The sequence below is a fragment of the Halomonas sp. NYA30 genome (genome assembly GCF_976980765.1).
This window is the reverse complement of record NZ_OZ334477.1, coordinates 3,069,967-3,093,520: the sequence shown is the minus strand read 5'-3', so window position 1 is coordinate 3,093,520 and position 23,554 is coordinate 3,069,967. Positions and strand designations below refer to the sequence as shown.

Genomic DNA, 23,554 nt, shown 5'->3' with positions numbered 1-23,554 from the left:
CTTTCGCCATGGCCGGAAAATGTTCCTGACAATGACGGCATTTCCGCCATCCATGGCGGTCAGATGGCGAAAGTAGCGCCCATGGATGGGTTTACAGCGCCCTCTCGGAAGCATGCTCTCGACACCGATGTATTTGATATAGTTCTAGACAAGCTAGTAGAGCGGGTGACGTTTACCCATTAATGGCGATAGACTGAATGTCCTGTTATTAAGGGATTTCTTGGCCTGGCTATTAAGCATAGCTAGGCATTAAAGGCACTGGTGGCACCCAGCCTGTGCCGTAAGATCGCCAGATATAAGGACAACTGTCATGACCTCGGAGTGTAGCCCGCGTTTTTTAGCCAGTGATAACACCTCCGGTATTTGCCCGGAGGCGATGGAATATCTATTAGAAGCCAACCGCAGCGATGATTTGGCTTACGGTAACGATACCTGGACGGCCCGTGCCGCAGATCGCTTCCGCGAAATGTTTGACTATGACTGTGACGTCTTCTTCGTTTTCAACGGCACCGCTGCTAACTCACTGGCCCTTTCAGCGATGGGACGTAGCTACCACAGCGTTATTTGTCATGAGCTGGCGCATATCGAAACCGACGAGTGTGGTGGCCCGGAGTTTTTCTCAAACGGCGCAAAACTGCTGACCTCACCCGGCGCCAATGGCAAGCTTACCCCGGAAGGTATCGAGGCGCTGGTCACCAAGCGCAGCGATATTCACTACCCCAAACCCAAAGTGGTCTCGCTGACCCAAGCGACCGAAGTGGGCACGCTTTATTCCCGCGAAGAGCTGATGGCGATTCGCGCCATTGCTGATAAACATGACCTGCGGTTGCATATGGACGGTGCCCGCTTTGCCAACGCCTGTGCAAGTCTAAATGCCACTCCCGCTGAACTGACCTGGCAGGTAGGCGTGGATGCGCTGTGTTTTTCAGGTACCAAGAACGGCTTGGCGTTTGGGGAAGCAATCCTGTTTTTTAACCGTGAGTTAGCCGAAGATTTCTCTTACCGCTGCAAGCAAGCAGGCCAGCTGGCATCTAAAATGCGCTTTATCTCAGCGCCATGGTTAGGGTTATTAGAGAGCGGCGCCTGGTTAACGAATGCCCAGCACGCCAACGCCATGGCTCGCTACCTGTCGGAAGGCCTACAGGCGTTGCCGGGTGTCTCACTGATGTTCCCTACTCAGGCCAACAGCGTTTTCGTTGAATTGCCACTCCCGGCAATTGAAGCGTTGAAAGCCAAAGGCTGGACCTTCTATACTTTTATTGGCGCTGGCGGTGCCCGATTTGTATGTGCCTGGAACACCACCGTTGAATTACTTGATGAGTTATTAGCCGATATTCGTGACGTGCTTGAGCGTTAAGCGCGAAAACAGCACCTCTTTTGCTGCTGTTTAGCACCTGCAATCTAGTTGCGCCGCTGCCCTGGCAGCGGCGCAACTGCTCTAGTGCGCTCCCTTTCGTAGCCAGTTGCTTTATTTAACGCAACTAATCCCCTGAATAATTCTCTTAACTGTATCGCCGCTGCGTTGAAGGTTTTAGTCATCACTTTTTGCTAATGCTGACTACGCTAAAAAAAGCGACACCTCGTTTGGCACACCGTTGCGAAACACTTGGTTTGGCGGTGGCAGCCTGGGGTTAGGCCACAGGAGAATTCCATGAGTATCTTTGATCGCGTTCAAGACCGATTTGCCCGCGTTCAGCAAGAAGACATGAGCCTTGAGGAGTACTTGGCGCTTTGTCGCCGTGACTCGAAGGTTTATGCCAGCGCCGCCGAGCGCATGCTGGAAGCCATAGGCGAGCCTGAAGTGATCGACACGGCGAAAGACCCGCGTCTGTCACGCATTTTTTCCAACAAAGTGATTCGCCGCTACCCTGCCTTTGCAGAGTTCCACGGTATGGAGGAGGCTATCGAGCAAATCGTTGCCTACTTCCGCCATGCTGCCCAAGGGCTTGAAGAGCGCAAGCAGATCCTCTACCTGCTGGGGCCAGTGGGTGGCGGTAAGTCATCACTGGCAGAGCGCTTGAAGTTACTGATGGAACGCATCCCGTTCTATGCCATTAAGGGCTCGCCAGTTTATGAGTCGCCACTTGGTTTATTCTCTCCCGAGGAGGATGGCGAGCTGTTAGAGAAAGAGTACGGTATTCCTCAGCGTTATCTGCGCAGCGTGATGTCGCCCTGGGCGGCGAAGCGGCTCAAAGAGTATGGCGGTGATATTTCCCAGTTTAGGGTGGTACGTTTGTACCCCTCACGGTTGAATCAAATTGCCATTTCGAAAACCGAGCCGGGAGATGAGAACAACCAGGATATCTCCTCGCTGGTGGGTAAGGTCGATATCCGCCAGTTGGAGCTTTACTCCCAGGACGACCCAGATGCCTACAGCTTCTCTGGTGGCTTATGCCGTGCCAACCAGGGGTTGATGGAGTTTGTGGAGATGTTCAAAGCGCCGATCAAGGTGCTGCATCCACTGCTCACCGCGACGCAGGAGGGCAACTATAATCCCACCGAAGGCATGGGAGCAATACCCTTTGATGGGGTGATCCTGGCGCACTCTAACGAGTCTGAATGGCAGGCATTCCGCAACAATCGTAACAACGAGGCATTTCTTGACCGGGTCTATATCGTCAAAGTGCCTTATTGCCTGCGAGTCACCGAAGAGATCAAAATCTATCAAAAACTACTAGAGGATTCTTCATTAAATGCCGCGCCCTGCGCGCCGGATACGCTGCGCATGCTGGCGCAGTTTTCGGTGTTGTCACGGCTTAAAGCGCCGGAAAACTCCAATATCTATTCCAAGATGCGCGTGTACGACGGTGAAAACCTGAAAGACACCGATCCGCGTGCCAAGTCGATTCAGGAGTATCGCGACGCGGCTGGCGTTGACGAAGGCATGCAAGGGCTCTCCACTCGTTTCGCCTTCAAGATTCTTTCTAAGGTATTCAACTTTGATAGCACCGAAGTGGCTGCCAACCCGGTGCATCTACTTTATGTGCTGGAGCAGGCATTGGAGCGTGAACAGCTGCCCTCAGAAGTGTTTGAACGCTACTTGGGCTTCATCAAAGAGTATATGGCGCCCCGCTACGTGGACTTTATTGGTAAGGAGATTCAAACCGCTTACCTCGAATCCTACAGCGAATATGGTCAAAATATTTTCGACCGCTACGTAACCTACGCTGATTTCTGGATACAGGATCAGGAATACCGTGATCATGAAACCGGCGAGCTGTTGAATCGCCAATCGCTGAACGAAGAGCTGGAGAAAATTGAGAAACCGGCGGGAATCTCCAACCCGAAAGACTTCCGCCATGAAGTGGTCAATTTTGTGCTGCGAGCACGCGCACAAAATAATGGTATGAACCCGAGCTGGCAGTCCTATGAAAAGCTAAAAGGTGTTATCGAACACAAAATGTTCGCCAACACCGAAGAGCTACTGCCGGTGATTTCGTTCAATGCCAAGGCCTCCCGGTCAGACCAGAAGAAGCATGAAGACTTTGTGGCGCGGATGGTTGAGCGCGGCTACACCGAAAAACAGGTTCGATTACTGTCCGAGTGGTACCTGCGCGTGCGTAAGTCCCAGTAAGGGACGGATAGTTAAGGGCTGTTGTTAAAACAGTGCTTAAGAAAAGCGTCTAAGGAGGTCGTATGACCTACTTTATTGATCGAAGGCCTAACGCTAAACATAAAAGCGCGGTGAACCGTCAGCGCTTTTTAGAGCGCTATCGCAAGCATATCAAGCGTTCGGTTGAAGAGGCCGTTAATCGCCGCTCCATTACTGATATGGAGCGCGGTGAAAAAATATCTATTCCGGCGAAGGATATCTCTGAGCCAGTGTTTCAGCATGGCCCGGGCGGGGCACGCAATATCGTCTCGCCAGGCAACAAGGAGTTTGTAGCGGGCGACAAAATACGACGGCCTAGCGGGCAGGGCGGTGGCAGTGGTGCGGGGGAAGGCGGCGCCTCTAATCAGGGGGAAGGGGTGGATGAGTTCGCCTTCACCCTCAGCCGCGAGGAGTTTCTGGAGTTTGTGTTTGACGGGCTTGAGTTACCCCACTTGCAGCGCAAACCGTTGAAGTCGCTGGAAGAGGTCAAAATGGTGCGGGCGGGATTGTCTAAAGATGGCGTGCCTTCCCGGATCAGCATTACCCGTTCGATGCGCGAAGCCTACGCTCGGCGCATTGCCATGCGCGCGCCGATTAAACGGGCGCTTAAGGAAGCTCATGAGGCCCTGGAAGCCGAAGAGCGTAAAGACCCGGTATTGCGTAATCCGGCCCGTATTGCCGAGCTGAAAACTGAAATCGAACGCCTGGAAAAACGTATTGCTGGCGTGCCGTTCATTGATACCTATGACCTGCGCTACCACCAGTTAAGCGCCCAGCCGCAGCCTTCTAATCAAGCGGTCATGTTTTGTGTCATGGACGTTTCGGGGTCGATGACCCAGAACCATAAAGATATCGCTAAGCGCTTTTTCTTACTGTTGTACCTGTTTTTGGAGAAACACTACGAAAAAGTCGAACTGGTGTTTGTGCGTCACCACACCGCTGCTCGGGAAGTTAGCGAGGAGGAGTTTTTTTACTCACGCGAAACCGGCGGTACGATTGTTTCTAGTGCGCTGAATCTGGTCAATAAGATCATTGAAAAGCGTTATCCAGTGGGGCAGTGGAATTTATATGTGGCCCAAGCCTCCGATGGCGATAATTGGGATGACGACTCGAATATTTGCCGCGACTTGCTGATCAAACAGCTAATGCCACAGTTGCAATACTACGCTTACGTTGAGATTACGCCTCACGACCATCAATCGCTGTGGCATGAGTATGCAAGTGTGGTCAAAGAATTTCCCGAACGCTTTGCCATGCGGCAAATTATAGAGGCGGGCGATATTTATCCGGTCTTTCGCGAACTGTTCAAGCGTCGCTTAAGTCAGTCTTAGTGACCGTGTATAGAGGCTAGTGACCGTATGACCGTGTAATAGAGGAGTGGGCTATGAGTGCGACCCGCAAGCGCAAGCCGATTGCCACCGGCTCCGATTGGAACTTCAACCTGCTGGAGCGCTTCGATGCGGAGCTGGCAAGGCTCGCTGATGAGTATCGTCTGGATACTTATCCCAATCAGATAGAAGTGATCACCACGGAGCAGATGATGGATGCCTACGCCAGCGTGGGCATGCCGGTGGGCTACCACCACTGGTCATTCGGAAAGCAGTTTCTAGCCGTTGAGGGGGCTTACAAGCGCGGCCAGATGGGCCTGGCTTATGAGCTGGTCATTAACTCTGACCCTTGTATAGCCTACTTGATGGAAGAGAACACGCTGATGATGCAGGTGTTGGTGATGGCCCACGCCTGCTACGGTCATAACTCCTTTTTTAAAGGTAACTACCTGTTCCGTACTTGGACGGATGCCTCTTCTATTGTCGATTACTTGGTGTTTGCACGTAAGTATATCGCCCAGTGCGAAGAGCGCCACGGCGTGCAGGCTGTCGAGCAGCTGCTGGATGCTTGCCATGCGCTGCAAAACTACGGTGTTGACCGCTACAAACGCCCCTCACCGATTTCTGCAGAAGAGGAAGCGAAGCGCCAGGATGAGCGGGAAGCCTATCTACAAACCCAGGTTAATATGCTCTGGCGAACCATTCCCGAACCACCCACTGGGGAGTCTTCGCTGCCGGGTAGTTTGCACAATGCCAATGGCGATGACCCGTTAGGCTTACATAGCGGCGGGCTTTACCCTTCAGAGCCGCAGGAAAATCTGCTCTACTTTATTGAGAAAAACGCCCCGTTGCTGGCGCCTTGGCAGCGTGAGATTGTGCGAATTGTGCGCAAGCTGGCGCAGTATTTTTATCCCCAGCGGCAAACGCAGGTGATGAATGAGGGCTGGGCGTGCTTCTGGCACTACACGTTAATGAATCGACTCTACGACGACGGCAATGTCGATGAAGGGCTGATGCTGGAGTTTTTGCAGTCTCACGCCGCTGTAATTAATCAGCCAGCCTTTGATAGCCCTCACTTTAGTGGGATTAACCCTTATGCGCTTGGTTTCGCGATTTTTATGGATATCAAGCGCATCTGCGAAAACCCTACCGACGAGGATCGTGAGTGGTTTCCAGATGTGGCGGGTACCCCGTGGCGGGAAACGGTGGAGTTTGCGATGCGCAACTTTAAGGACGAGTCGTTTATTCAGCAGTTTCTGTCGCCGAAGGTGATGCGCGACCATAAGCTGTTTTTAGTGGTGGATGATGATCAGTTAGAGGCCCTTGAAGTAGCGGCGATACATAACGAACAGGGCTATCGTCAGGTTCGTGAAGCGCTCGCGACGCAGTATGCGCTCTCTGTTCGCGAGCCCAATATTCAAGTGGTCGAGGCAGCGATTCGTGGGGACCGCTCTTTGACGCTTCATCACGTGCAGGATAATCGCCGCCCGCTGGGGCGCAGCGTTTATCCGGTCATTCGCCATTTACAGCAGCTATGGGGTTTCCCCGTACATCTGGTCTCAATGGAGGAGGGGCAAGTGACGCGACGTTTTCACTGGCCGGTTGAAGATGAGAGCCATGCTTCTTAAGCGCTCTTCGGTGAAAATCGGCTTTCTCAAAACAACCCTTTAAAAACAACTACCCCGCGCAAAGCGCGGGGTAGTTGTTAGTACAGCAGTATCCGCGTTAAACGGCAGCTGTTTAGGCTTGTGCAGTCCAAGACTGACACCAGCCCGCAGGCTCAACGCTGTTCTCAGGAAACAGCTGGCAACCTTGTGTCTCTGCATTGAAGAACATGCAGTTATCGCAGCGCTCGCCCTCTTCATAAGCAGGGTGGTCGCTTGCTTCACTGGCGTCTTCGACGTAGTTAAGCGCTTGGGCGTTGCTTGAGGAAGGATCAAGACGCGGCAGCTCTTGAGCGAAAGCAGTCTTGGAAAGAATGCCTGCACCCAGCGGAAGGGCAGCGAGCCCTAACATGCTGTTGCGCATGAAGTCACGACGGCTCTTATTAGCCATGATTTCTCCTTATCGTCACGGTATGACGTTGGTCACGGTTGTCGGGTGGTGATCCACCTCTATTAGTGCTCCGAATAAACTTATAAGTCGGAGTTCTCTCTTACATGCTAGCGGATGTGCAAAGCTTGTGCGAATGCCGTGAGATGTACAGCGACAATTGGTCACGCTATTGCTGGGTGCTGCGCTCGCTTCCTAGTCGCTGCTATACTCTGCGCAGCTTAAAGACGACTTTTTGTTGCCATTATTTTCTCTTGAGGGGCACGCCATGCAAAACGCAGTCATTTTAATCAATACCGATAAAGGCCAAGTGAAAGCCGTGGCCGAGCGCTTAGCTGATGTAGAAGGCATTAGTGAAGTTTATTCTACCTGTGGCCGCTACGACTTGGTGGCGATTGCCCGTACTCGCGATTTTGAAAGCTTGGCTGAGCTGGTAACGGAGCGCTTAAATGCCGTAGAAGGTATCAGCGATACAGAAACCCTGAATGCCATGCAGGTGCACTCCCGCCACGATCTTGAAACGATGTTTTCACTAGGCTGGTAATTGGGGCCGCGTTTATCGCCACGATGGTAGTAGCTTTAAGCGAGATAAAACGATAGGCGCTCGTCAGCGCTAACCAGGGAGTAAGAGTGTTGGGAACATCGCTTTCGAGCTGGCGTCGGCAGGGGCGACGCTTGGGTATTGCCGTGCTGTTTGTTGCTGTTGGTACGGGGCTGTGGGAATTTCAAGAGCGCCAGCATAAAGATGCTTATACGTGGATGGGAGTGCCTACCTGGGAGGAGTTTCGTCCTACTACGATTCACCGTGTATTGCGCAACGACGGCTATTTAGTTGGCTGGTCTGATGTGCGGGTTAATCCGCTCTGGGTAAGCTATCAGGTTGAGGCGGTAGACGATTCAAGCATTGGTTCCCGGCCAAATTTTCAAGCTGATTGGCGCACACTGTGGCCGGTAGGCACGGATAGCTACGCAGGCAGTGGTTACGACCGAGGCCATCTGGCGCCCAATTACGCGATTGCCGCGGTGCATGGACGTAGCGCTCAGGTCGATACCTTCTTGATGAGTAATATGACCCCGCAGCGGCCCCAACTCAATCGGCAGCTGTGGCAGCGTTTAGAAGAAGTCGTTATGGATCACTTTGCGCCGCGCTTTGATCGTTTGCAGGTGATTACTGGGCCGGTATTTCCCGAACGCTTTATGGATAACGTGTTTAATCGAGTAGGGCTGGTCGAAGTGCCCTCGGCGTTTTATAAAATTATTGTCGCGCCGCACAACGAAGCACCGTTAGCGCTTGCGTTTATCATGCCTCAGGATGTCCGCGGAAATGAGCCGCTGGATGATTACTTGGTAACGATTGATGATATAGAAACGCGCACGGGACTTAACTTCTTCCCAGAGTTAACGACGGAAGTAGAGTCTGTGCTGGAAGGGGAGTTGCGAGTACAGGGTTGGGCACTTGAAGAAGTGGCGCGACGCCCAGGGCGCTTTCAGTAAAGAGGAGGTGCTTTTAGAAAGGTACGGTACTTGAGAAAGGTGCGGTGCTTTAAGAAAAGCGAGTAAAACGGAGAGGATTAAAAGAGGAAAACAAATAATGATGCGGACTGGCCCATGTAACTCATGGTGCCCAGGAGAGGACTTGAACCTCCACGTCCATACGGACACTAGCACCTGAAGCTAGCGCGTCTACCAATTCCGCCACCTGGGCGCATCATCTAACGCTTAAATTATCTACTATCGTTTGTGCTCATATGGTGCCCAGGAGAGGACTTGAACCTCCACGTCCATACAGACACTAGCACCTGAAGCTAGCGCGTCTACCAATTCCGCCACCTGGGCGAACACAAACTTGTTGCTACTTACGTTGACTGGCTTATTGCCTTTACTTGCTTAGCACTGAACTGCGTATACAAAAAGATAGTATAAAAGCAGTTTGGTGCCCAGAAGAGGACTTGAACCTCCACGTCCATACGGACACTAGCACCTGAAGCTAGCGCGTCTACCAATTCCGCCATCTGGGCAAGTGGCGCGTATAATACCGGGGTGATGGTTAAATGCAAGACCCCTTATGCGCTTTTTATAAAGCTAATTGTATAAACAACGTCTAAGACGGTTGGGTGATTGAACGTGCAGCGCTATACTGCGCCTATGACTAAACAAAATCCTATTCATTTCAGCTTTTCAAACACTGAAATATCCCGCCCGCAACGCACTGCGTATGCGCTTTTTTTATGCCTCTCGCAAATGACGCCATCAAGGATGTTGCTCGTATGAAGTATTGGACGTTAAGTGATGATCCGCACGCCGAGCGCGAGGCGCATAAATATGGTAATCCAGCGCCGAGCCGGGAGTATTTGCTCGCTGCCTTAGAAACGTATGGCAAGCCGATTACCCATGAAAATATGAGCCGCCTGCTGGGTCTGGAAGACGAAGAGCTGATCGAAGCTGTCCGTCGCCGTTTGGCGGCGATGGAGCGCGATGGGCAAGTGCTGCGTGATCGTCGGGGCGCCTATGCGTTAATCGACAAGCTCGATCTGATCAAAGGCAAAGTGCTGGGGCACCGCGATGGATTTGGCTTCCTCTTGCGGGATGATGGCAAAAAGCCGGACTTGGTATTGCCGCCGCGCCAAATGCGACGTGTTTTTCACGGCGACCATGTGTTGGCACGCGTTAGCGGTCGTGATCGCCGTGGCCGTGATGAGGCGACGATTGCCGAAGTGATTGCACGTAACACCCAAACCATCGTTGGTGTTTACCGTAGCAATACCCCTGAGTTTGGCATTCTAATACCGGAAAATCCGCGCATTACTCAGGAAGTGATTATTCCGCATAGCGCCTGTGGTGGCGCTAAAGATGGCCAGGTGATCTCGGCCAAGATCGTTCAGCAGCCAGCCACCCGTGTACAGCCGGTAGGCGAGGTGATTGAAGTGTTGGGTGAGCGTATGGATCCCGGCATGGAAATTGATATTGCGATTCGCAGTTACGATATTCCTGCAGAGTTTCCGCCTGAAGTGCTCGACCAAATTTCTGGCATTTCAGCTGAAGTGCTGGAAGAAGACAAGCAGCACCGCGTTGACCTGCGTGATATACCGCTGGTTACCATCGACGATGAGTCTGCCAAAGACTTCGATGATGCGGTGTGCGCGTGGAAAACGAAATCCGGCAGTTGGAAACTGCTCGTCGCGATCGCGGACGTTTCCCACTATGTGCGTCCCGGCACGCCGTTGGATAATGAAGGCCGCACGCGGGGTAACTCGGTCTACTTCCCTGGTCAAGTGGTTCCCATGCTGCCGGAACTATTGTCCAACGGGCTCTGTTCGCTGAATCCCCACGTGGATCGTCTGGTGCTGGTGTGCGAGATGAATATTTCGCAAACCGGTGCGATTAGCCGCTACCGCTTCTACGAAGCCGTCATGAACTCTCACGCTCGCCTTACCTATAACAAGGTGGCGGCAATTCTTGATGAGAAGAGCGAAGAGGGCGAGGCGCTACGGACAGAGCACAGCGAGCTAGTAAAGCCGCTGAAGAATCTGGAAGAGCTTTACTACTTGTTGCGTGAAGCGCGCGCTGAACGTGGTGCGATCGATTTTGACACCACTGAAACGGCGATCATCTTTAATGATGAGCGTAAAATCGAGAAAATCGTTCCGCGTAGCCGAAACAACGCGCACAAATTAATTGAGGAGTGCATGTTGGCAGCCAACGTGGCGACTGCACGCTTCCTGGATAAGCATGACCTGCCGGCGCTTTACCGTATTCACGAACGGCCGACACCTGAGCGGCTTGATAAACTGCGCCTGTTCCTGAACGAGTTAGGTCTTGCAGTCGGCGGCGGCGACATGCCCACTCCGCAAGACTATCAGGCACTTCGTGAATCGATTGCCGACCGCCCTGACTTCGATATCATTCAGACGGTCATGCTGCGCTCAATGAATCAGGCGGTCTACTCTCCGCAAAACGAAGGTCACTTTGGGTTGGCCTACCAGGCCTACGCCCACTTTACCTCGCCGATCCGCCGCTATCCTGACCTGCTGGTGCATCGCGCTATTCGTTCGGTGATTCGCGGTCCGCGCCAGACCAATACGGTGCTGCGTGTGGAAGGTTCGCCGGTTGAGCCGCCGAGCAAGTGGTGCCCATATACCTTCGAGCAGATGCTCGAGCTGGGTGAACACTGCTCGATGACGGAGCGTCGCGCCGACGAAGCCACCCGTGATGTCGAGAGCTGGCTGAAGTGCGAGTTCATGTCCGACAAGCTGGGCGAAATGTTCGAAGGTACTATCGCTTCGGTCACTCAGTTCGGTCTCTTTGTTCGTCTGGATGAGTTCTTTGTGGAAGGCTTGGTGCATGTGACGTCGCTGCCTTCGGATTACTATCACTACGAAGCTGAGAAGCACCGCCTGAAAGGTGAGCGTACCGGCACCACTTACCGCTTGGGCGATGGCCTTACCGTTCAAGTGGCGCGGGTCGATATGGACGATCGTAAGATTGACTTTGGCTTGGGCGATGAGAAGCCGCGCCCCCGCCGTCAGCCCCGTAAGAGTCGCGGTGGGGAAGGCGGTTCTGGTGCCAAAACGGGTGGTGGCGCCAAGGCAGCGGGTAGTAAGGCAGCCGGTGGTGAGAAGCCCGCGGCTCGTCGCGGTCCCCGGCGCACCCGTAACGGCCCGCGCAAACCATCACCGAATAAGGGTTGAGCATGAAAACGGCACCACCTCGGCGAGGTTCGCGTAGCCATTCGGGTACGGGCCCCAAGACGCCAGATGGCCTGGATCAGGTATATGGCGTTCATGCCCTGCAAAGCCTATTAGACAGAGGCGAAGCGCCCCGGGAGCTGTGGGTGCAGCAGGGGGCAGGGAGTCGTTTGAAAGAGCTGGTTGCTCATGCCCAGGGCCAAGGTGCTCGCGTGAAAGAGCAGCCGCGTGACTTGTTGGATCAAATGACCCAGGGGGCTGCCCACCAGGGAGTAGTGGCGTTTTGTCCGCCACTGGTGCCAGAGGGTGAAGAGTCGCTGTGGTTGAAGCTACGCGCCTGGCAAGCACCGGTCTCTCCACTGTTTCTTATTCTGGACGGTGTGACCGACGTGCATAATTTTGGCGCTTGCCTGCGCAGTGCTGATGCGGCGGGCGCTCACGGGGTGATTGTAGCGAAAGATAAAGCCGCTCCGCTTAATGCCACGGTGCGCAAAGTCGCCTGTGGGGCAGCCGAAGTGGTACCGGTCTATCAAGTGACCAATTTGGCGCGCACCCTCGCTAAACTTAAAGACGCCGGCGTCTGGATCACCGGCACGGCAGGCGAAGCCGAGCAGAGTGTGTTTGAGATCGATATGACCGGCCCGACGGCGCTGGTGATGGGCGCCGAAGGTAAGGGGATGCGCCGTTTAACTCGGGAAGCGTGCGACAATCTTGCCAAACTGCCCATGGCAGGAGAAGTGTCGAGTCTTAATGTCTCGGTGGCCACCGGTATCTGCCTGTTTGAGGCTGTTCGTCAGCGTCAGCTTGCAAGTTAACCGCCGTACTACTAAGATACACGCGCCCGTTTGTCTGCAAGCGGGCGTTAGCTGTGAGAATTAGTAATTGAAACAGTCGTTGAAATAAAAGTTCTGTTTGATGCCCCGGTAGCCGTTTAATGCGGTGGCGGAGCACTTCAGTTAACTCCTTGCTTCCTTGTCGTCGTTTATTGCGTTTAGCGGTAGCACACAACGGAAGCTGTCAAACCGCAAGGAGATCCCATGCGTCATTACGAAATCGTGTTTATGGTCCACCCGGATCAAAGCGAGCAGGTGCCGGCTATGGTCGAGCGCTACACCAGCATCGTTACCGAAAACAGCGGCACTGTGCACCGTCTAGAAGATTGGGGCCGTCGTCACTTGGCTTACCCGATCAACAAGATCCACAAAGCCCACTACGTGCTGATGAACGTTGAATGTAGCGGCGAGACCCTCGACGAGATCGAGAACATCTTCCGTTACAACGACGCCATTATCCGCAGCCTGGTTGTTCGCTGCAAAGAAGCTGTTACTGAAGCTTCTCCGATGATGAAACCGGCAGAAGAAAAACGTCCGCGTCGCGAAGAAAAACCGCGCGCTGAAGAAGAAGAAACTGCCTGATTTTATTCACTGCACGTTTTAAGGAGCTAGTCCATGGCACGTTTTTTCCGTCGCCGTAAGTTTTGCCGCTTCACCGCTGAAGGCATCAAGCAGATCGATTACAAAGATCTGGACACGCTGAAGGCTTACATCACCGAAACCGGCAAGATCGTTCCAAGCCGTATTACCGGCACCAAAGCACGCTATCAGCGTCAGTTGGCGACTGCTATCAAGCGCTCGCGTTATCTGGCACTGCTGCCCTACTCCGATAGCCACCAGTAAGCGTTTAACGTGATGCTGGCACTAGCCCGATGGCTGATGCGGGGCACGCCTTACGCTGCAGGCGGGGCGGCCCTGGCAACGCTAGTGCCTTGGCTGTTCTGGTTAGGGGCAGCCATCGCAGCGTTGGTGACTCTACGCAAAGGTTTTGCACCTGCGCTGCCAGTCATTGTCGCTGCAGCACTGCCGGCTGGCTGGTGGTGGGCACAGGGAGACGTCATTCCGCTTGCTAGCATACTGCTGGTAACGCTGATGGCTGTTATCCTGCGCGAGAGGATGCGTTGGGGTGAAACGTTGATTGTGGGGACCTTGGTCGCCGCTGTCATGGTTCAACTTGGCATCTTCAGCCCACCAGGCGGCACAGAGTTAATGCTTGAGCAGTTGCGGGAAGGTTCAGAAGAAGTGGACCGCATGCTCACGGAATTCGCCAATCAGGGCTACGATACCCAAACCATCGCCGCGCTAGTGGTGGGTGGGGTTACCGGGCTCGTCGTACTGTTGGCAGCAATAGTGTGTTTAGCGCTTGCGCGTAGCTGGCAAGCTGGGTTGTATAACCCAGGTGGCTTTCGCGAAGAGTTTCATGCATTACGCTTAACACCCAAGGAGCTGGCCGTATTGGTCGTCATTGGAGTGATAGGTATGCTGCTGGGCGCACACGCGCTGGCGATGCTTGGTTGGATTCCGCTGTTGGTAGCTGGCGTTGCGTTAGTGCATGGGTTTATTGGAATAAAGGGGATGAACGGGCTGTGGCTGGTAGCATTTTATGTGCTGCTGATCACGACCTGGCCCACGATTCTCATTGTGCTGCTGTTGGGGCTGATTGATACATTCGCGAACGTTCGCGCACGCCTTGCCCGCAGCAACTGACAAGAGGTTTACGAGATGGAAGTCATTCTGCTCGACAACATTGGTAAGCTGGGCGGCCTGGGTGACAAAGTCACCGTTAAGCCTGGTTATGGTCGTAACTACTTGGTGCCTTACGGCTTAGCCGTACCGGCCACCAAAGACAACATCGAAGCGTTTGAAGCACAGCGTGCTGAGCTCGAAGCGCAAGCCGCTGAGCGCAAGGCAGAAGCCGAAGCGCGCGCTGAGCAGTTGAACGACATCGAACTGTCTTTGGTTTCCAAAGCAGGCGACGAAGGCAAGCTGTTTGGTTCTATTGGTCCGCGTGACCTGGCTGACGCCATTTCCTCTGCTGGCATAGATGTTGCCAAGAGCGAAGTGCGCATGCCGACGGGTCCGATTCGTCAAACTGGCGAATACGACATCGCTATTCACTTGCACGCTGAAGTGGATGCGGTTGTACGCGTAGTGGTAGTTGCAGAGTAACTAAGTAATTACTTAGACGCTCACTGTGCTAGCACGTACGCCTCAAAAGGCGCGGGTACCCCCGCGCCTTTTGTTATTTCTGGTGCCTGTGTTTTTCGGTGGTCGTACTGGATATTGTCATAAACCTGCCTGGGCTATGACGGTTAGGCGTTTTCAGACAATGTCTAGATGGGTGTGATGCCAGTGGTCGAACGCTTTCGCTCCGGCTAAGATACCCCTCTTCATCGGCTACGCTGTAGTGTTTAAAGGAGCTCGCTATGCAGGACCAGCCTTCTGCTGATAAAGAAACGGCAGCGCTAAAACTGCCGCCGCACTCTCTGGAGGCGGAGCAGTCGGTATTAGGCGGGCTAATGCTGGATAACCAAGCCTGGGATAACATCTCAGAGCGCTTGGTGGCTGATGATTTCTACCGCTATGAGCACCGTTTAGTGTTCAATGTGATGATTCATCTGGCTGAGTCAGGTCAGCCATTGGACGTGGTGACGCTATCCGAGGCGTTAGAAGCGCGTGATCATTTGGATACGGTCGGTGGTCTGGCCTTTTTGGCCGAGCTTGCACGTAACACGCCCTCTGCCAGTAATATTCGCGCCTACGCTGATATCGTGCGTGAGCGGGCAACGCTGCGTAAATTGATCCGTGCAGCTAACCAAATCGCTGATAGCGCTTTTTCCCCTCAAGGGCGCCCAGCGGATGAATTGCTCAATGAAGCTGAAAGGTTAGTGTTCCAGATTGCCGAGGAGCGTCCTAAGACTGGCGGTCCTATCGGCATGAGTGATCTATTGACCAAGGCCGTTGATCGCATTGATGAGCTGTTTAACCTGAAAGGTGAGATGACCGGGCTTTCCACCGGTTTCCGTGACCTGGACGAGATGACCACTGGTCTTCAGCCATCGGATATGGTGGTGATTGCAGGTCGACCCTCCATGGGTAAAACCACCTTCGCGATGAACCTAGTTGAGCATGCGGTTATTTCCAGCGACAAGCCGGTCATGGTGTTCTCTATGGAGATGCCCGCCGAGTCCCTGATGCTGAGGATGCTGTCATCGCTGGGTAGAATTGACCAAACCCGTGTACGTACCGGGCAGTTGGAAGATGAGGATTGGCCGCGCTTAACCTCCGCCGTCAACCTGCTCAAAGACAAACAGCTGTTTATTGATGATACCGCGGCCTTATCGCCTAATGAGATGCGCTCACGGTTGCGCCGGGTGGTGCGTGAGCATGGCAATATTGCACTGGTGATGATCGATTACCTTCAATTAATGCAGATCCCCGGCTTTAGCGAAAACCGCACCGGTGAAATTTCCGAGATTTCGCGCTCATTGAAGGGCTTGGCGAAAGAGTTTAATTGTCCAGTAGTGGCACTTTCCCAGTTGAACCGTTCGTTGGAGCAGCGTCCCAACAAGCGTCCTGTTATGTCGGATTTGCGTGAGTCGGGCGCCATTGAGCAGGACGCGGACGTGATTGCCTTCGTTTATCGCGATGAAGTCTATAATCCAGATAACCCTGATAACCAAGGTATCGCGGAGTTAATTATTGGTAAGCAGCGTAACGGCCCGATCGGCACCGTTCACATGGCGTTTATCGGTAAATATACTCGCTTTGAAGATTTGGCCCCGGATAGCTACGGTCAAGCATTCGGCGACTAGGTTTTTTTAAGCCTGGTTTTTAAGACTGGTTTGTGAAGACCGGCTAGTAAAGATAGCTTTGTGATGAGTCACTTGAGGATGGGGAGCGAGCTCGTATAATGCCCCACCCACGATATGCAAATAAACGGGAGTAGCAAATGGCAGGTGGATTTCGACGCGGTAATCGGCAGCGTCTTCCTAAGCTAGAAGGTCGCGGTGAGCTTGAAGCACTGGAGCGTGAAGGGCCTTTCAAAGAGTGGCTAGGTATGCCAGACCTTTATCGCTACCATTTGGTCGTGGAGGGAGAAAAGTATAGCTATCAAACCGAAGATGGAGAGCTGCCCGTTAAGGTGGGGGATAAGGTCGTGTTTCGCTACAAAGAGACCAAAGGCGGCAACTGGATTGACCGTAATTCACTTGGCAAAGCCATCGACCCTTCTGAATACCAGTAAAATAACGACTTCTTGACGCTTCGGTCAGGAACTCTCTTGCGCTATTGCCCTCGAATGCAGTTGAAAATTAGTGGTTAAGAAATCAGTTGTTGAATAACCCACTATTGTGAGTCTATCTTTTAATGGACGTCACAACACTGCAACAACAGGGCAACAGAAACGTCATAGGGTGCAGTCATGCTGTGCCCTGATGCCATATCTGATGGCATACTTGATGACATAGACAAATAACAGGAGGGAACCATGGAACTGAAGGATCTTAAGCAGTTTGTCGCCAGCCACGACAACTTTGAAATTCGCGTGATTACCCATTCGGGTAGCCGTTTTTATCAGGTTGAGCTGGAAGATGTTGAAGGCGAGCGCCATATGCTGATGCAGCGTTCTAAGCCAATGCTATTTCGCTCGCTGGATGATGCCTATATGGAACTCAAACGGGCTGGCATTCACCGCGCTTACTTAGTACAGCACGTGCCGCACGATGAAGTAATTGGTCGTGACGCTCATTACAGCGAGCCGCTTACATCGCGTATGCCGTTAGTATTTTAAGTTTACGCGCTAACCCAAACGCTTCACGTATAAATCGTTAACCCTTAGCTTTACGCTTTTCCCACCACCGCCCGATTCGTATTCGACGACGGGCAAAATAACGGTAACCGGCATTCATCACGCCGCGTACACCCGGTAAGCATGAAATCTTTACCAGCCGCCGGTAGCCCAACACTGCATAAAGGGCACGGCTGGCATCCATCCCGATATACCACTCTCCTTGGCTATCTTTTAGATGTAGTTGGCCCATCATCGCATTAAATTCCTGCCCGTACGCCTGAGCGTTAAAGTCACTGGCCTGGATATCTACCAGTGCGATGAGTTCCTGGTGACGATGCTTTTTAAGCCATGCGACTTCTTGCTGACAAAAAGGGCAGTGGCCGTCATGAAACAGTGTGACAGGGGGCGATGCCTTCAGTGGTGAGTAGCGGCTCATCGTTATTCCTTATTGGCGTTCGGTTGTGGATATTGCATAGCCAGCGGTGTGGCAGGTTTGCCCGTAGCCCGGCGATGTTTCCAGTTGTGCTAAAAGTGTTCGGCCTGCTGGCGAATAGCCTCACGCTTCTCATCGTTCATGCGCCCAAGGGAGCCGTAGATTAATTTCATGCGCGGATTTTTATTTAATCGCTCCGCATTAGTTTCAAGGAAATGCCAGTAAAGGCTGTTGAAAGGGCAGGCGTTAGGTCCGGTGACCTGCTTTGGCGAGTAGCGGCAGTGCTGGCAGTGATCCGACATTTTGTCGATATATTTACCCGAGGCGCAGTAAGGCTTGGAGCCCATTAAGCCACCATCGGCATGGAGTACCATGCCCAAGGTATTGGGTAGCTCTACCCACTCGCTGGCATCGGCATAAACCGCTAAGTACCAATCGCACAGAGCTTCCGGTTTGACGCCACAGAGGAGGGCAAAGTTGCCAGTGACCATGAGTCGTTGAATATGGTGAGCGTAGCTATTGTCGATGGTCATCTGAATAGCGCGCTGCAGGCAGCGCATATCGGTATTCGCGTCCCAATAAAAATTCGGCAGTTCGCGCGTAAAGCCGAGTTGGTTGGCGCTTTTATAACTGGGCATCTGTGTCCAGTAGAGCCCACGTACATACTCGCGCCAGCCAAGAATTTGACGGATAAATCCTTCAACCGCATTAATCGGGGCATCCCCTGCGTAATAACACTGCTCCGCGGCTTCGCAAACCTCATGGGGCGACAGCAGGCCGATGTTCATCGCGGCTGAAAGCCGTGAGTGATACAAATAGGGCGCGGAATCGCTAATCGCATCCTGATAGCGGCCAAACTGAGCCAATCCATGCTGCATAAAGTGCTTCAGATCCACTAATGCCTGCTTCCGGGTCACCGGAAGGTTAAAGTTCGTCAGTGTGCCCATATGATCACTAAAGTGGCGTTCGGCATCGGCCAGAGCGTCTTGGGTCAGCTTGTCCTGACGGTGTTGTGGCAGCTCAGGAAACTCAAGCGCTGACTTGATGGGCTGGCGATTGTCATGGTCAAAATTCCACTTGCCGCCAGCAGGCTCATCGCCCTCCATCAGAAATCCAGTACGCTTACGCTGTTCACGGTAAAAATACTCAAGTCTTAACTGCTTGCGACCACTTGCCCACTGGCTAAAATCGTTGGGCGTCGTGAAAAAGCGCTCATCTTCGAGAAGTCGCCAGGGAATTGTGGCGTCTTCACGCTGCTGCATCGTCTCCCACAGTCGCCACTCCCCAGGCCGTGCAACGCGTATCTCGTCGCAGCCATACTGAGTGGCTATACGTTCGGCTTCTTCAATAAGGGAGTGGCAGTTGTCCGCATCATCCAGGGCGCTGTAATGGACTTGGAAACCTTTATCACGTAGAGCCTGCGCAAAGTGACGCATGGCGGCCAAAAAGAGGCCGATTTTTTGAATATGATGAGGCACATAGCGTGCTTCTTCAGCGACTTCGCACAGAGCAACGACCGCATTGGTTGGCGCCTCTTGCAGCGTTGTCAGTGAAAAAGAGAGCTGGTCGCCGAGCACCAGAAGCAGAGGCTTAGACATGAGTTGGCCTGTAGTTATACAAATGATGTCAATAGTATAACTTTATGCCGCCACTTTGCCGAAAAGTGATAGGATTTGGCCCTCTGGTATTCATAAATTGTATTAGTGATCAGTGACACCGTTATTTTCCAGGAGCAAGTGTAATGACCGAGAATGTCGTCAAGGATCAACCGGGCGAGGGCCGGTTGGCCCATGCACCTAGTGATCACCCGCCGGTGCCGCGTGCCAAAGTCGGTGTTGTGCTCGCTAACTTGGGAACACCGGATGCCACCGACTACTGGTCAATGCGTCGCTACTTGAATGAGTTCCTGTCTGATAAGCGCGTGGTCGACTATGCCGGTTGGAAATGGCAACCACTGCTGCAGTTGATTATTTTGACGAAGCGTCCGTTTTCGTCAGGTAAGGCGTATCGTAGTATTTGGAATAACGAAAAAAACGAAAGCCCGCTGTTAACCACCACGCGTGCTCAAACCGAAAAAATGACGGCGCGGCTGAAAGCACTCTATGGTGACGATGTCGAAGTCGACTTCTGCATGCGCTACGGCAACCCTTCTACCAAAAGCGTGTTGACGCGATTGAAGGAGAAGGGCTGTGAAAAAATCGTTTTTTTTCCCCTCTACCCTCAGTACGGTTCTCCTACAACGGCAACGGCTAACGACGAAGCATTTCGTACGTTGATGAAAATGAAGTGGCAGCCATACATTCGCACAGTGCCCGCGTATTTCGACCATCCTGCCTATGTTCAGGCGTTGGCTAACTCGGTACAAGAAGCCTATGACGGTTTTGCGACCCGGCCCACCAAGCTTGTCGCGAGCTACCATGGGGTGCCCGAGCGTTACTTGATGGAGGGAGACCCTTACCACTGCCAGTGCCAGAAAACCACTCGTTTGCTGCGTGAGAAGCTTGGTTTCAGCAAAGAGGAGGTCGATACCGCCTTCCAGTCACAGTTTGGCCCTGAAAAGTGGGTTGGCCCGCAAACCGTCAAGCATGTAGCGGAGCTTGCCAAGCAGGGGCATAAACATATTGCGATTATGTCGCCGGCTTTCTCGTCAGATTGTGTCGAAACCCTGGAAGAGATTGAAGAGGAGATTCGCGATAGCTTTATGGAAGCGGGCGGAGAGACGTTTAGCTACATTCCTTGCCTGAATGATCGCGACGACCATATCGAAGCGCTACTAAGAGTTATCAATAATGAATTAGCGGGTTGGTTGTCTATTGCCTAACGTGTAACACCTTATTTGCTATAGTCATTTCTTGACAACAGCCGCAGACGAGTTTTTGTTCGCCAGCGGCTGTTTGCGTTTAAGCGTTTGACTGGTCAGTCAAAACCATCTGTTATAAGGTGTACAACTTTAGAATCACACTACTTCAACGCTGGCATGCCAGTGACAGGGCATGATGCCTGGGTATTCGCCTCAACCTCCAAGGTGAGCCTTTCATTTTTCAGGAGATTTCGCCAGATGCAACTTGCCGTTTTAATGGGGTTTTTGCTGGCCGCGTCGTCACCGCTACTGCATCGTTGGTTTGGGCATCGCACCAGTCTTGTACTGGCGCTTTTCCCAGCAGGGTTAGCGGCCTGGCTGTTACTACAAGCCCCTGAAATCTTTGAGAACGGAAGCCTGCTGTTGGATTGGCAGTGGGTGCCTTCCCTGGGTATCAGCCTTACTTTCCTGCTAGATGGTTTGTCACTTCTATTTGGGCTATTGATCACCGTCATGGGCGCCTGTGTGCTGGTGTATGCCGGTGGTTACTTAAAAGATCATCCCGATATCGCTCGCTTTCATATCGCACTCGTCGCCTTTATGGTCTCGATGCTGGGGCTGGTATTAGCGGACGGACTGTTTACGCTGTTTATTTTCTGGGAACTCACCAGCATCACCTCTTATTTGCTAATTGGCTTTAACCACGCTGATATTAACGCCCGTAAATCAGCACGGCAGGGCTTATTTGTCACCGTCGCTGGCGGCTTAGCATTGATGGCAGGTCTGATATTGTTGGGGATTGCGAGCGATAGCTGGTCGCTGGCGGAGATCCTTAGCCAGGAAGCCGACCTGCGTGAGCATGCACTCTACACACCCATGCTGATCTGTTTGCTGCTTGGGGCGTTTACCAAATCGGCTCAGTTTCCGTTCCACTTCTGGCTGCCCAACGCCATGGCCGCACCTACGCCGGTCTCTGCCTACCTTCACTCCGCCACGATGGTGAAAGCGGGCATTTATCTACTGGCTCGCTTACACCCAGAGCTTGGTGGAACGGCGATGTGGGTCGGTATTTTGTCCGTTGTTGGGGCGACGACAATGCTGACCGGCGCGTTCCTAGCGATTCACCATACGAATATCAAAAAGCTGCTCGCTTACTCGACCATCATGGCGTTGGGTACGCTGACAATGTTGTTGGGTATTGGCACTGAATATGCGATGACCGCTTTTGTCACTTTTCTGCTAGCGCACTCCCTGTACAAGGGCGCGCTGTTTATGGTCGCCGGTATTCTTGATCATGAAACCGGTACCAAAGACGTGACGCAGATGGGCGGGCTGCGCTCGTTAATGCCAGTAACGGCGATGATCGCATTGGTAGCGGCGCTTTCACTTGCAGGGGTTCCGCCGCTGTTTGGCTTTATCGGTAAGGAGCTAATGCTTGAGTCTGTATTAGGCGCCGGTAGCTTCCGTATGCTGTTGGTGTTATTCGCTTTTGTCGCTTCTATTTTGACGATTGCGGTGGCCTTTATCATTGCGTTACGGCCCTTTTATGGTAAGCGTCACCATACCCCCCTTGAGCCTCATGAAGCGCCGCTAAGCATGTTAGTGGGCCCTGCGTTACTGGCAGTAGGGTCGCTACTGTTGGGCTTAATGCCAGCCTTGCTAGGCGCTAATGCCTTATTAACGTCAGCTGCCACTTCTGTTTCTGGAGAAACGATGGAGGTGACACTGTCACTTTGGTACGGCATCAATGTGGCGTTGATAATGTCGATCATCAGCCTGGGCGTTGGCTTTTTGCTGTTTAAGCGTTGGGATAGTGTGCGAGCCAAGCTTTCATTACTGGCTCCGATCATGCGCCATGGTCCCGAAGCGGGCTATGAAAGCATGATGAACGGCATTGTGCAGTTCTCTGAGTGGCAAACACGGCTGCTGCAAAACGGCTATATGCGTAACTACATTCTGGTGATGTTGATCACGCTTATTGCGCTGATTGGGAATTCAATCTTGTTACGCCATTCGCCAATATTCGCTTTTGATCTTGATGTCCGTTTCCACGAGGTGGTGGTGGCGGGCACGATGGCAATGGGCGCTCTATTTGCCACAACGACTCGCTCGCGCCTTGGGGCCGTCGTGTCGGTTGGGGTAATGGGTTTCTCTATTGCGTTAATTTTTATTCTTTTCAGCGCGCCGGACTTAGCGATTACTCAGTTACTGGTGGAAACTTTAACGGTGATTTTATTGGTGCTGGTGCTGTTTCGGCTGCCGAGGTTTTCAAATCTTTCCACCAGTCTAGAGCGCATAAGAGATGGTGTGGTAGCCGCGATGATGGGCATTTTGATCTGCTTATTGATTATGACTGCGTGGAGTATTCAGCAGTTTGAACCGATTTCGACGTACATGATTGAGAACAGTGCTCCGCTGGCTTACGGCCGCAATATCGTCAACGTTATTTTGGTGGATTATCGCGCTCTGGACACCCTGGGTGAGATGTTCGTGCTGGCACTCGCAGCGATTGGTGTAATTGCCATGCTTAAGCTGCGTCATGGAGAGAACAGCAATGGCAAGAGCGGGGAGAGCAGTAAAGTGACCACCAAGGAGCCTTACGATGGTTAAGTCAGGCACGATTATTCTCAATACGGCGGCACGGCTGTTGATGCCGCTGCAATTGCTGTTTTCTGTTTTTCTGCTGCTCAGGGGGCACGATGAGCCGGGCGGTGGTTTTATTGCCGGTTTGGTAGCCGCTGGGGCCTTTACGCTTTACCTATTTGCCTTTGGGGTGAGCGCGACCAAAGAAGTGCTGCGGATGGTTGATCCCCGTGACCTGATAGGCATCGGCCTGCTGCTGGGGATGATCTCGGTGGTGCCCGCTTGGTTTATGGGTCAGCCTTTTTTGACTGCCCAGTGGTGGACTATTCCGGTGATTGATTTTAAAGCCTCCACGCCGCTGATTTTTGATATCGGCGTTTACTTTGCCGTGCTGGGCTCCGTGACGGGCATGGTCATGACGCTGATGGAGGTGGATAAGGATGAACCCTGAATTCA

20 protein-coding genes, 3 tRNA genes and 1 pseudogene are annotated in these 23,554 nt (G+C 52.8%); 18 read left to right on the top strand and 6 right to left on the bottom strand.

The annotated features are described in order from the left end of the window. Positions 1 to 310 precede the first annotated feature (310 nt). The 4 genes from ACWI0H_RS14420 to ACWI0H_RS14405 all read left to right on the top strand — a co-directional run bounded on the left by ACWI0H_RS14420 (position 311) and on the right by ACWI0H_RS14405 (position 6,548). Entirely contained in the window at positions 311 to 1,357 is a 1,047-nt protein-coding gene (locus tag ACWI0H_RS14420; protein ID WP_485873769.1) for a threonine aldolase family protein, read from the top strand. A 294-nt stretch (positions 1,358 to 1,651) separates the two neighbouring features. Next, a complete protein-coding gene (locus ACWI0H_RS14415) occupies positions 1,652 to 3,574 on the top strand; it encodes a PrkA family serine protein kinase (protein ID WP_485873768.1) in 1,923 nt (640 codons plus the stop codon). 62 nt (positions 3,575 to 3,636) lie between these two features. After that, positions 3,637 to 4,923 (top strand): YeaH/YhbH family protein, encoded by a 1,287-nt coding sequence (locus tag ACWI0H_RS14410; protein WP_101147802.1) that lies wholly within the window; start codon positions 3,637 to 3,639, stop codon positions 4,921 to 4,923. Between the two features lie 53 nt (positions 4,924 to 4,976). Continuing rightward, complete coding sequence (locus ACWI0H_RS14405) at positions 4,977 to 6,548, top strand: SpoVR family protein (RefSeq protein ID WP_350359379.1); 1,572 nt, start codon at positions 4,977 to 4,979, stop codon at positions 6,546 to 6,548. 112 nt (positions 6,549 to 6,660) lie between these two features. Here the strand turns inward: ACWI0H_RS14405 and ACWI0H_RS14400 are convergent, their stop codons facing one another. Continuing rightward, on the bottom strand, positions 6,661 to 6,975 hold the full coding sequence (locus tag ACWI0H_RS14400; RefSeq protein WP_008958974.1) for a high-potential iron-sulfur protein: 315 nt from the start codon (positions 6,973 to 6,975) through the stop codon (positions 6,661 to 6,663). A 265-nt stretch (positions 6,976 to 7,240) separates the two neighbouring features. Here ACWI0H_RS14400 and ACWI0H_RS14395 point away from each other — a divergent pair, with 265 nt between their 5' ends. Further along, on the top strand, positions 7,241 to 7,516 hold the full coding sequence (locus ACWI0H_RS14395) for an Lrp/AsnC family transcriptional regulator (RefSeq protein WP_008958975.1): 276 nt from the start codon (positions 7,241 to 7,243) through the stop codon (positions 7,514 to 7,516). Positions 7,517 to 7,605: 89 nt separating this feature from the next. Continuing rightward, complete coding sequence (locus ACWI0H_RS14390; protein WP_485876238.1) at positions 7,606 to 8,466, top strand: DNA/RNA non-specific endonuclease; 861 nt, start codon at positions 7,606 to 7,608, stop codon at positions 8,464 to 8,466. A gap of 124 nt (positions 8,467 to 8,590) precedes the next feature. Here ACWI0H_RS14390 and ACWI0H_RS14385 read toward each other — a convergent pair. The 3 genes from ACWI0H_RS14385 to ACWI0H_RS14375 all read right to left on the bottom strand — a co-directional run bounded on the left by ACWI0H_RS14385 (position 8,591) and on the right by ACWI0H_RS14375 (position 8,990). Then, positions 8,591 to 8,677 (bottom strand) — tRNA-Leu (locus ACWI0H_RS14385). 44 nt (positions 8,678 to 8,721) lie between these two features. Continuing rightward, positions 8,722 to 8,808: transfer RNA gene (locus ACWI0H_RS14380), tRNA-Leu, on the bottom strand. Positions 8,809 to 8,903: 95 nt separating this feature from the next. Beyond that, a tRNA-Leu gene (locus tag ACWI0H_RS14375) sits at positions 8,904 to 8,990 on the bottom strand. Between the two features lie 249 nt (positions 8,991 to 9,239). Between ACWI0H_RS14375 and rnr the strand changes: the two genes are divergently transcribed. The 9 genes from rnr to ACWI0H_RS14330 all read left to right on the top strand — a co-directional run bounded on the left by rnr (position 9,240) and on the right by ACWI0H_RS14330 (position 17,282). Continuing rightward, positions 9,240 to 11,660, top strand: a complete 2,421-nt coding sequence (gene rnr / locus ACWI0H_RS14370; RefSeq protein WP_485876236.1) for a ribonuclease R — start codon at positions 9,240 to 9,242, stop codon at positions 11,658 to 11,660. 2 nt (positions 11,661 to 11,662) lie between these two features. Then, positions 11,663 to 12,472, top strand: coding sequence for a 23S rRNA (guanosine(2251)-2'-O)-methyltransferase RlmB (gene rlmB / locus ACWI0H_RS14365; protein WP_485873767.1), 810 nt, complete (start codon positions 11,663 to 11,665; stop codon positions 12,470 to 12,472). Between the two features lie 222 nt (positions 12,473 to 12,694). Continuing rightward, positions 12,695 to 13,072 (top strand): 30S ribosomal protein S6, encoded by a 378-nt coding sequence (rpsF, locus tag ACWI0H_RS14360; RefSeq protein ID WP_007113338.1) that lies wholly within the window; start codon positions 12,695 to 12,697, stop codon positions 13,070 to 13,072. A gap of 33 nt (positions 13,073 to 13,105) precedes the next feature. Beyond that, positions 13,106 to 13,333, top strand: coding sequence for a 30S ribosomal protein S18 (rpsR, locus tag ACWI0H_RS14355; RefSeq protein WP_008958980.1), 228 nt, complete (start codon positions 13,106 to 13,108; stop codon positions 13,331 to 13,333). Positions 13,334 to 13,345: 12 nt separating this feature from the next. Next, the gene (locus tag ACWI0H_RS14350; protein ID WP_176302066.1) at positions 13,346 to 14,197 is read left to right on the top strand and encodes a hypothetical protein; all 852 of its coding nucleotides are present in this window, start codon (positions 13,346 to 13,348) and stop codon (positions 14,195 to 14,197) included. 15 nt (positions 14,198 to 14,212) lie between these two features. Continuing rightward, positions 14,213 to 14,659 (top strand): 50S ribosomal protein L9, encoded by a 447-nt coding sequence (gene rplI, locus ACWI0H_RS14345; protein ID WP_035584127.1) that lies wholly within the window; start codon positions 14,213 to 14,215, stop codon positions 14,657 to 14,659. A gap of 257 nt (positions 14,660 to 14,916) precedes the next feature. After that, the gene (dnaB, locus tag ACWI0H_RS14340) at positions 14,917 to 16,305 is read left to right on the top strand and encodes a replicative DNA helicase (protein WP_485873766.1); all 1,389 of its coding nucleotides are present in this window, start codon (positions 14,917 to 14,919) and stop codon (positions 16,303 to 16,305) included. Between the two features lie 137 nt (positions 16,306 to 16,442). Continuing rightward, on the top strand, positions 16,443 to 16,736 hold the full coding sequence (locus ACWI0H_RS14335) for a hypothetical protein (protein WP_008958984.1): 294 nt from the start codon (positions 16,443 to 16,445) through the stop codon (positions 16,734 to 16,736). A gap of 243 nt (positions 16,737 to 16,979) precedes the next feature. Next, positions 16,980 to 17,282: a DUF6482 family protein gene (locus ACWI0H_RS14330; protein WP_008958985.1), complete on the top strand. Its 303-nt coding sequence runs from the start codon at positions 16,980 to 16,982 to the stop codon at positions 17,280 to 17,282. A 37-nt stretch (positions 17,283 to 17,319) separates the two neighbouring features. Here the strand turns inward: ACWI0H_RS14330 and ACWI0H_RS14325 are convergent, their stop codons facing one another. Together ACWI0H_RS14325 and ACWI0H_RS14320 are read right to left on the bottom strand one after the other, a co-directional pair. Continuing rightward, positions 17,320 to 17,718 (bottom strand): thiol-disulfide oxidoreductase DCC family protein, encoded by a 399-nt coding sequence (locus tag ACWI0H_RS14325; RefSeq protein WP_176302031.1) that lies wholly within the window; start codon positions 17,716 to 17,718, stop codon positions 17,320 to 17,322. A 9-nt stretch (positions 17,719 to 17,727) separates the two neighbouring features. Next, a pseudogene (locus ACWI0H_RS14320) lies at positions 17,728 to 19,313 on the bottom strand (cryptochrome/photolyase family protein). Positions 19,314 to 19,456: 143 nt separating this feature from the next. On the opposite strand from ACWI0H_RS14320, the gene hemH reads away from it, so the two are divergent. The 3 genes from hemH to ACWI0H_RS14305 all read left to right on the top strand — a co-directional run bounded on the left by hemH (position 19,457) and on the right by ACWI0H_RS14305 (position 23,549). Then, complete coding sequence (hemH, locus tag ACWI0H_RS14315) at positions 19,457 to 20,536, top strand: ferrochelatase (protein ID WP_485873765.1); 1,080 nt, start codon at positions 19,457 to 19,459, stop codon at positions 20,534 to 20,536. Between the two features lie 237 nt (positions 20,537 to 20,773). Further along, complete coding sequence (locus ACWI0H_RS14310; RefSeq protein ID WP_485873764.1) at positions 20,774 to 23,125, top strand: putative monovalent cation/H+ antiporter subunit A; 2,352 nt, start codon at positions 20,774 to 20,776, stop codon at positions 23,123 to 23,125. Continuing rightward, positions 23,118 to 23,549, top strand: a complete 432-nt coding sequence (locus ACWI0H_RS14305; RefSeq protein WP_008958991.1) for a Na+/H+ antiporter subunit B — start codon at positions 23,118 to 23,120, stop codon at positions 23,547 to 23,549. The genes ACWI0H_RS14310 and ACWI0H_RS14305 overlap by 8 nt, the downstream gene beginning before the upstream one ends. Positions 23,550 to 23,554: the final 5 nt, after the last annotated feature.

Excerpts from the sequence above, each read along its gene's own strand:
- ACWI0H_RS14420 (WP_485873769.1), top strand. The coding sequence starts at position 311 with ATGACCTCGGAGTGTAGCCCGCGTTTTTTAGCCAGTGATAACACCTCC.
- ACWI0H_RS14415 (WP_485873768.1), top strand. The coding sequence starts at position 1,652 with ATGAGTATCTTTGATCGCGTTCAAGACCGATTTGCCCGCGTTCAGCAA.
- ACWI0H_RS14410 (WP_101147802.1), top strand. The coding sequence starts at position 3,637 with ATGACCTACTTTATTGATCGAAGGCCTAACGCTAAACATAAAAGCGCG.
- ACWI0H_RS14405 (WP_350359379.1), top strand. The coding sequence starts at position 4,977 with ATGAGTGCGACCCGCAAGCGCAAGCCGATTGCCACCGGCTCCGATTGG.
- ACWI0H_RS14400 (WP_008958974.1), bottom strand. The coding sequence starts at position 6,975 with ATGGCTAATAAGAGCCGTCGTGACTTCATGCGCAACAGCATGTTAGGG.
- ACWI0H_RS14395 (WP_008958975.1), top strand. The coding sequence starts at position 7,241 with ATGCAAAACGCAGTCATTTTAATCAATACCGATAAAGGCCAAGTGAAA.
- rnr (WP_485876236.1), top strand. The coding sequence starts at position 9,240 with ATGAAGTATTGGACGTTAAGTGATGATCCGCACGCCGAGCGCGAGGCG.
- rlmB (WP_485873767.1), top strand. The coding sequence starts at position 11,663 with ATGAAAACGGCACCACCTCGGCGAGGTTCGCGTAGCCATTCGGGTACG.
- rpsF (WP_007113338.1), top strand. The coding sequence starts at position 12,695 with ATGCGTCATTACGAAATCGTGTTTATGGTCCACCCGGATCAAAGCGAG.
- rpsR (WP_008958980.1), top strand. The coding sequence starts at position 13,106 with ATGGCACGTTTTTTCCGTCGCCGTAAGTTTTGCCGCTTCACCGCTGAA.
- ACWI0H_RS14350 (WP_176302066.1), top strand. The coding sequence starts at position 13,346 with ATGCTGGCACTAGCCCGATGGCTGATGCGGGGCACGCCTTACGCTGCA.
- rplI (WP_035584127.1), top strand. The coding sequence starts at position 14,213 with ATGGAAGTCATTCTGCTCGACAACATTGGTAAGCTGGGCGGCCTGGGT.
- dnaB (WP_485873766.1), top strand. The coding sequence starts at position 14,917 with ATGCAGGACCAGCCTTCTGCTGATAAAGAAACGGCAGCGCTAAAACTG.
- ACWI0H_RS14335 (WP_008958984.1), top strand. The coding sequence starts at position 16,443 with ATGGCAGGTGGATTTCGACGCGGTAATCGGCAGCGTCTTCCTAAGCTA.
- ACWI0H_RS14330 (WP_008958985.1), top strand. The coding sequence starts at position 16,980 with ATGGAACTGAAGGATCTTAAGCAGTTTGTCGCCAGCCACGACAACTTT.
- ACWI0H_RS14325 (WP_176302031.1), bottom strand. The coding sequence starts at position 17,718 with ATGAGCCGCTACTCACCACTGAAGGCATCGCCCCCTGTCACACTGTTT.
- hemH (WP_485873765.1), top strand. The coding sequence starts at position 19,457 with ATGACCGAGAATGTCGTCAAGGATCAACCGGGCGAGGGCCGGTTGGCC.
- ACWI0H_RS14310 (WP_485873764.1), top strand. The coding sequence starts at position 20,774 with ATGCAACTTGCCGTTTTAATGGGGTTTTTGCTGGCCGCGTCGTCACCG.
- ACWI0H_RS14305 (WP_008958991.1), top strand. The coding sequence starts at position 23,118 with ATGGTTAAGTCAGGCACGATTATTCTCAATACGGCGGCACGGCTGTTG.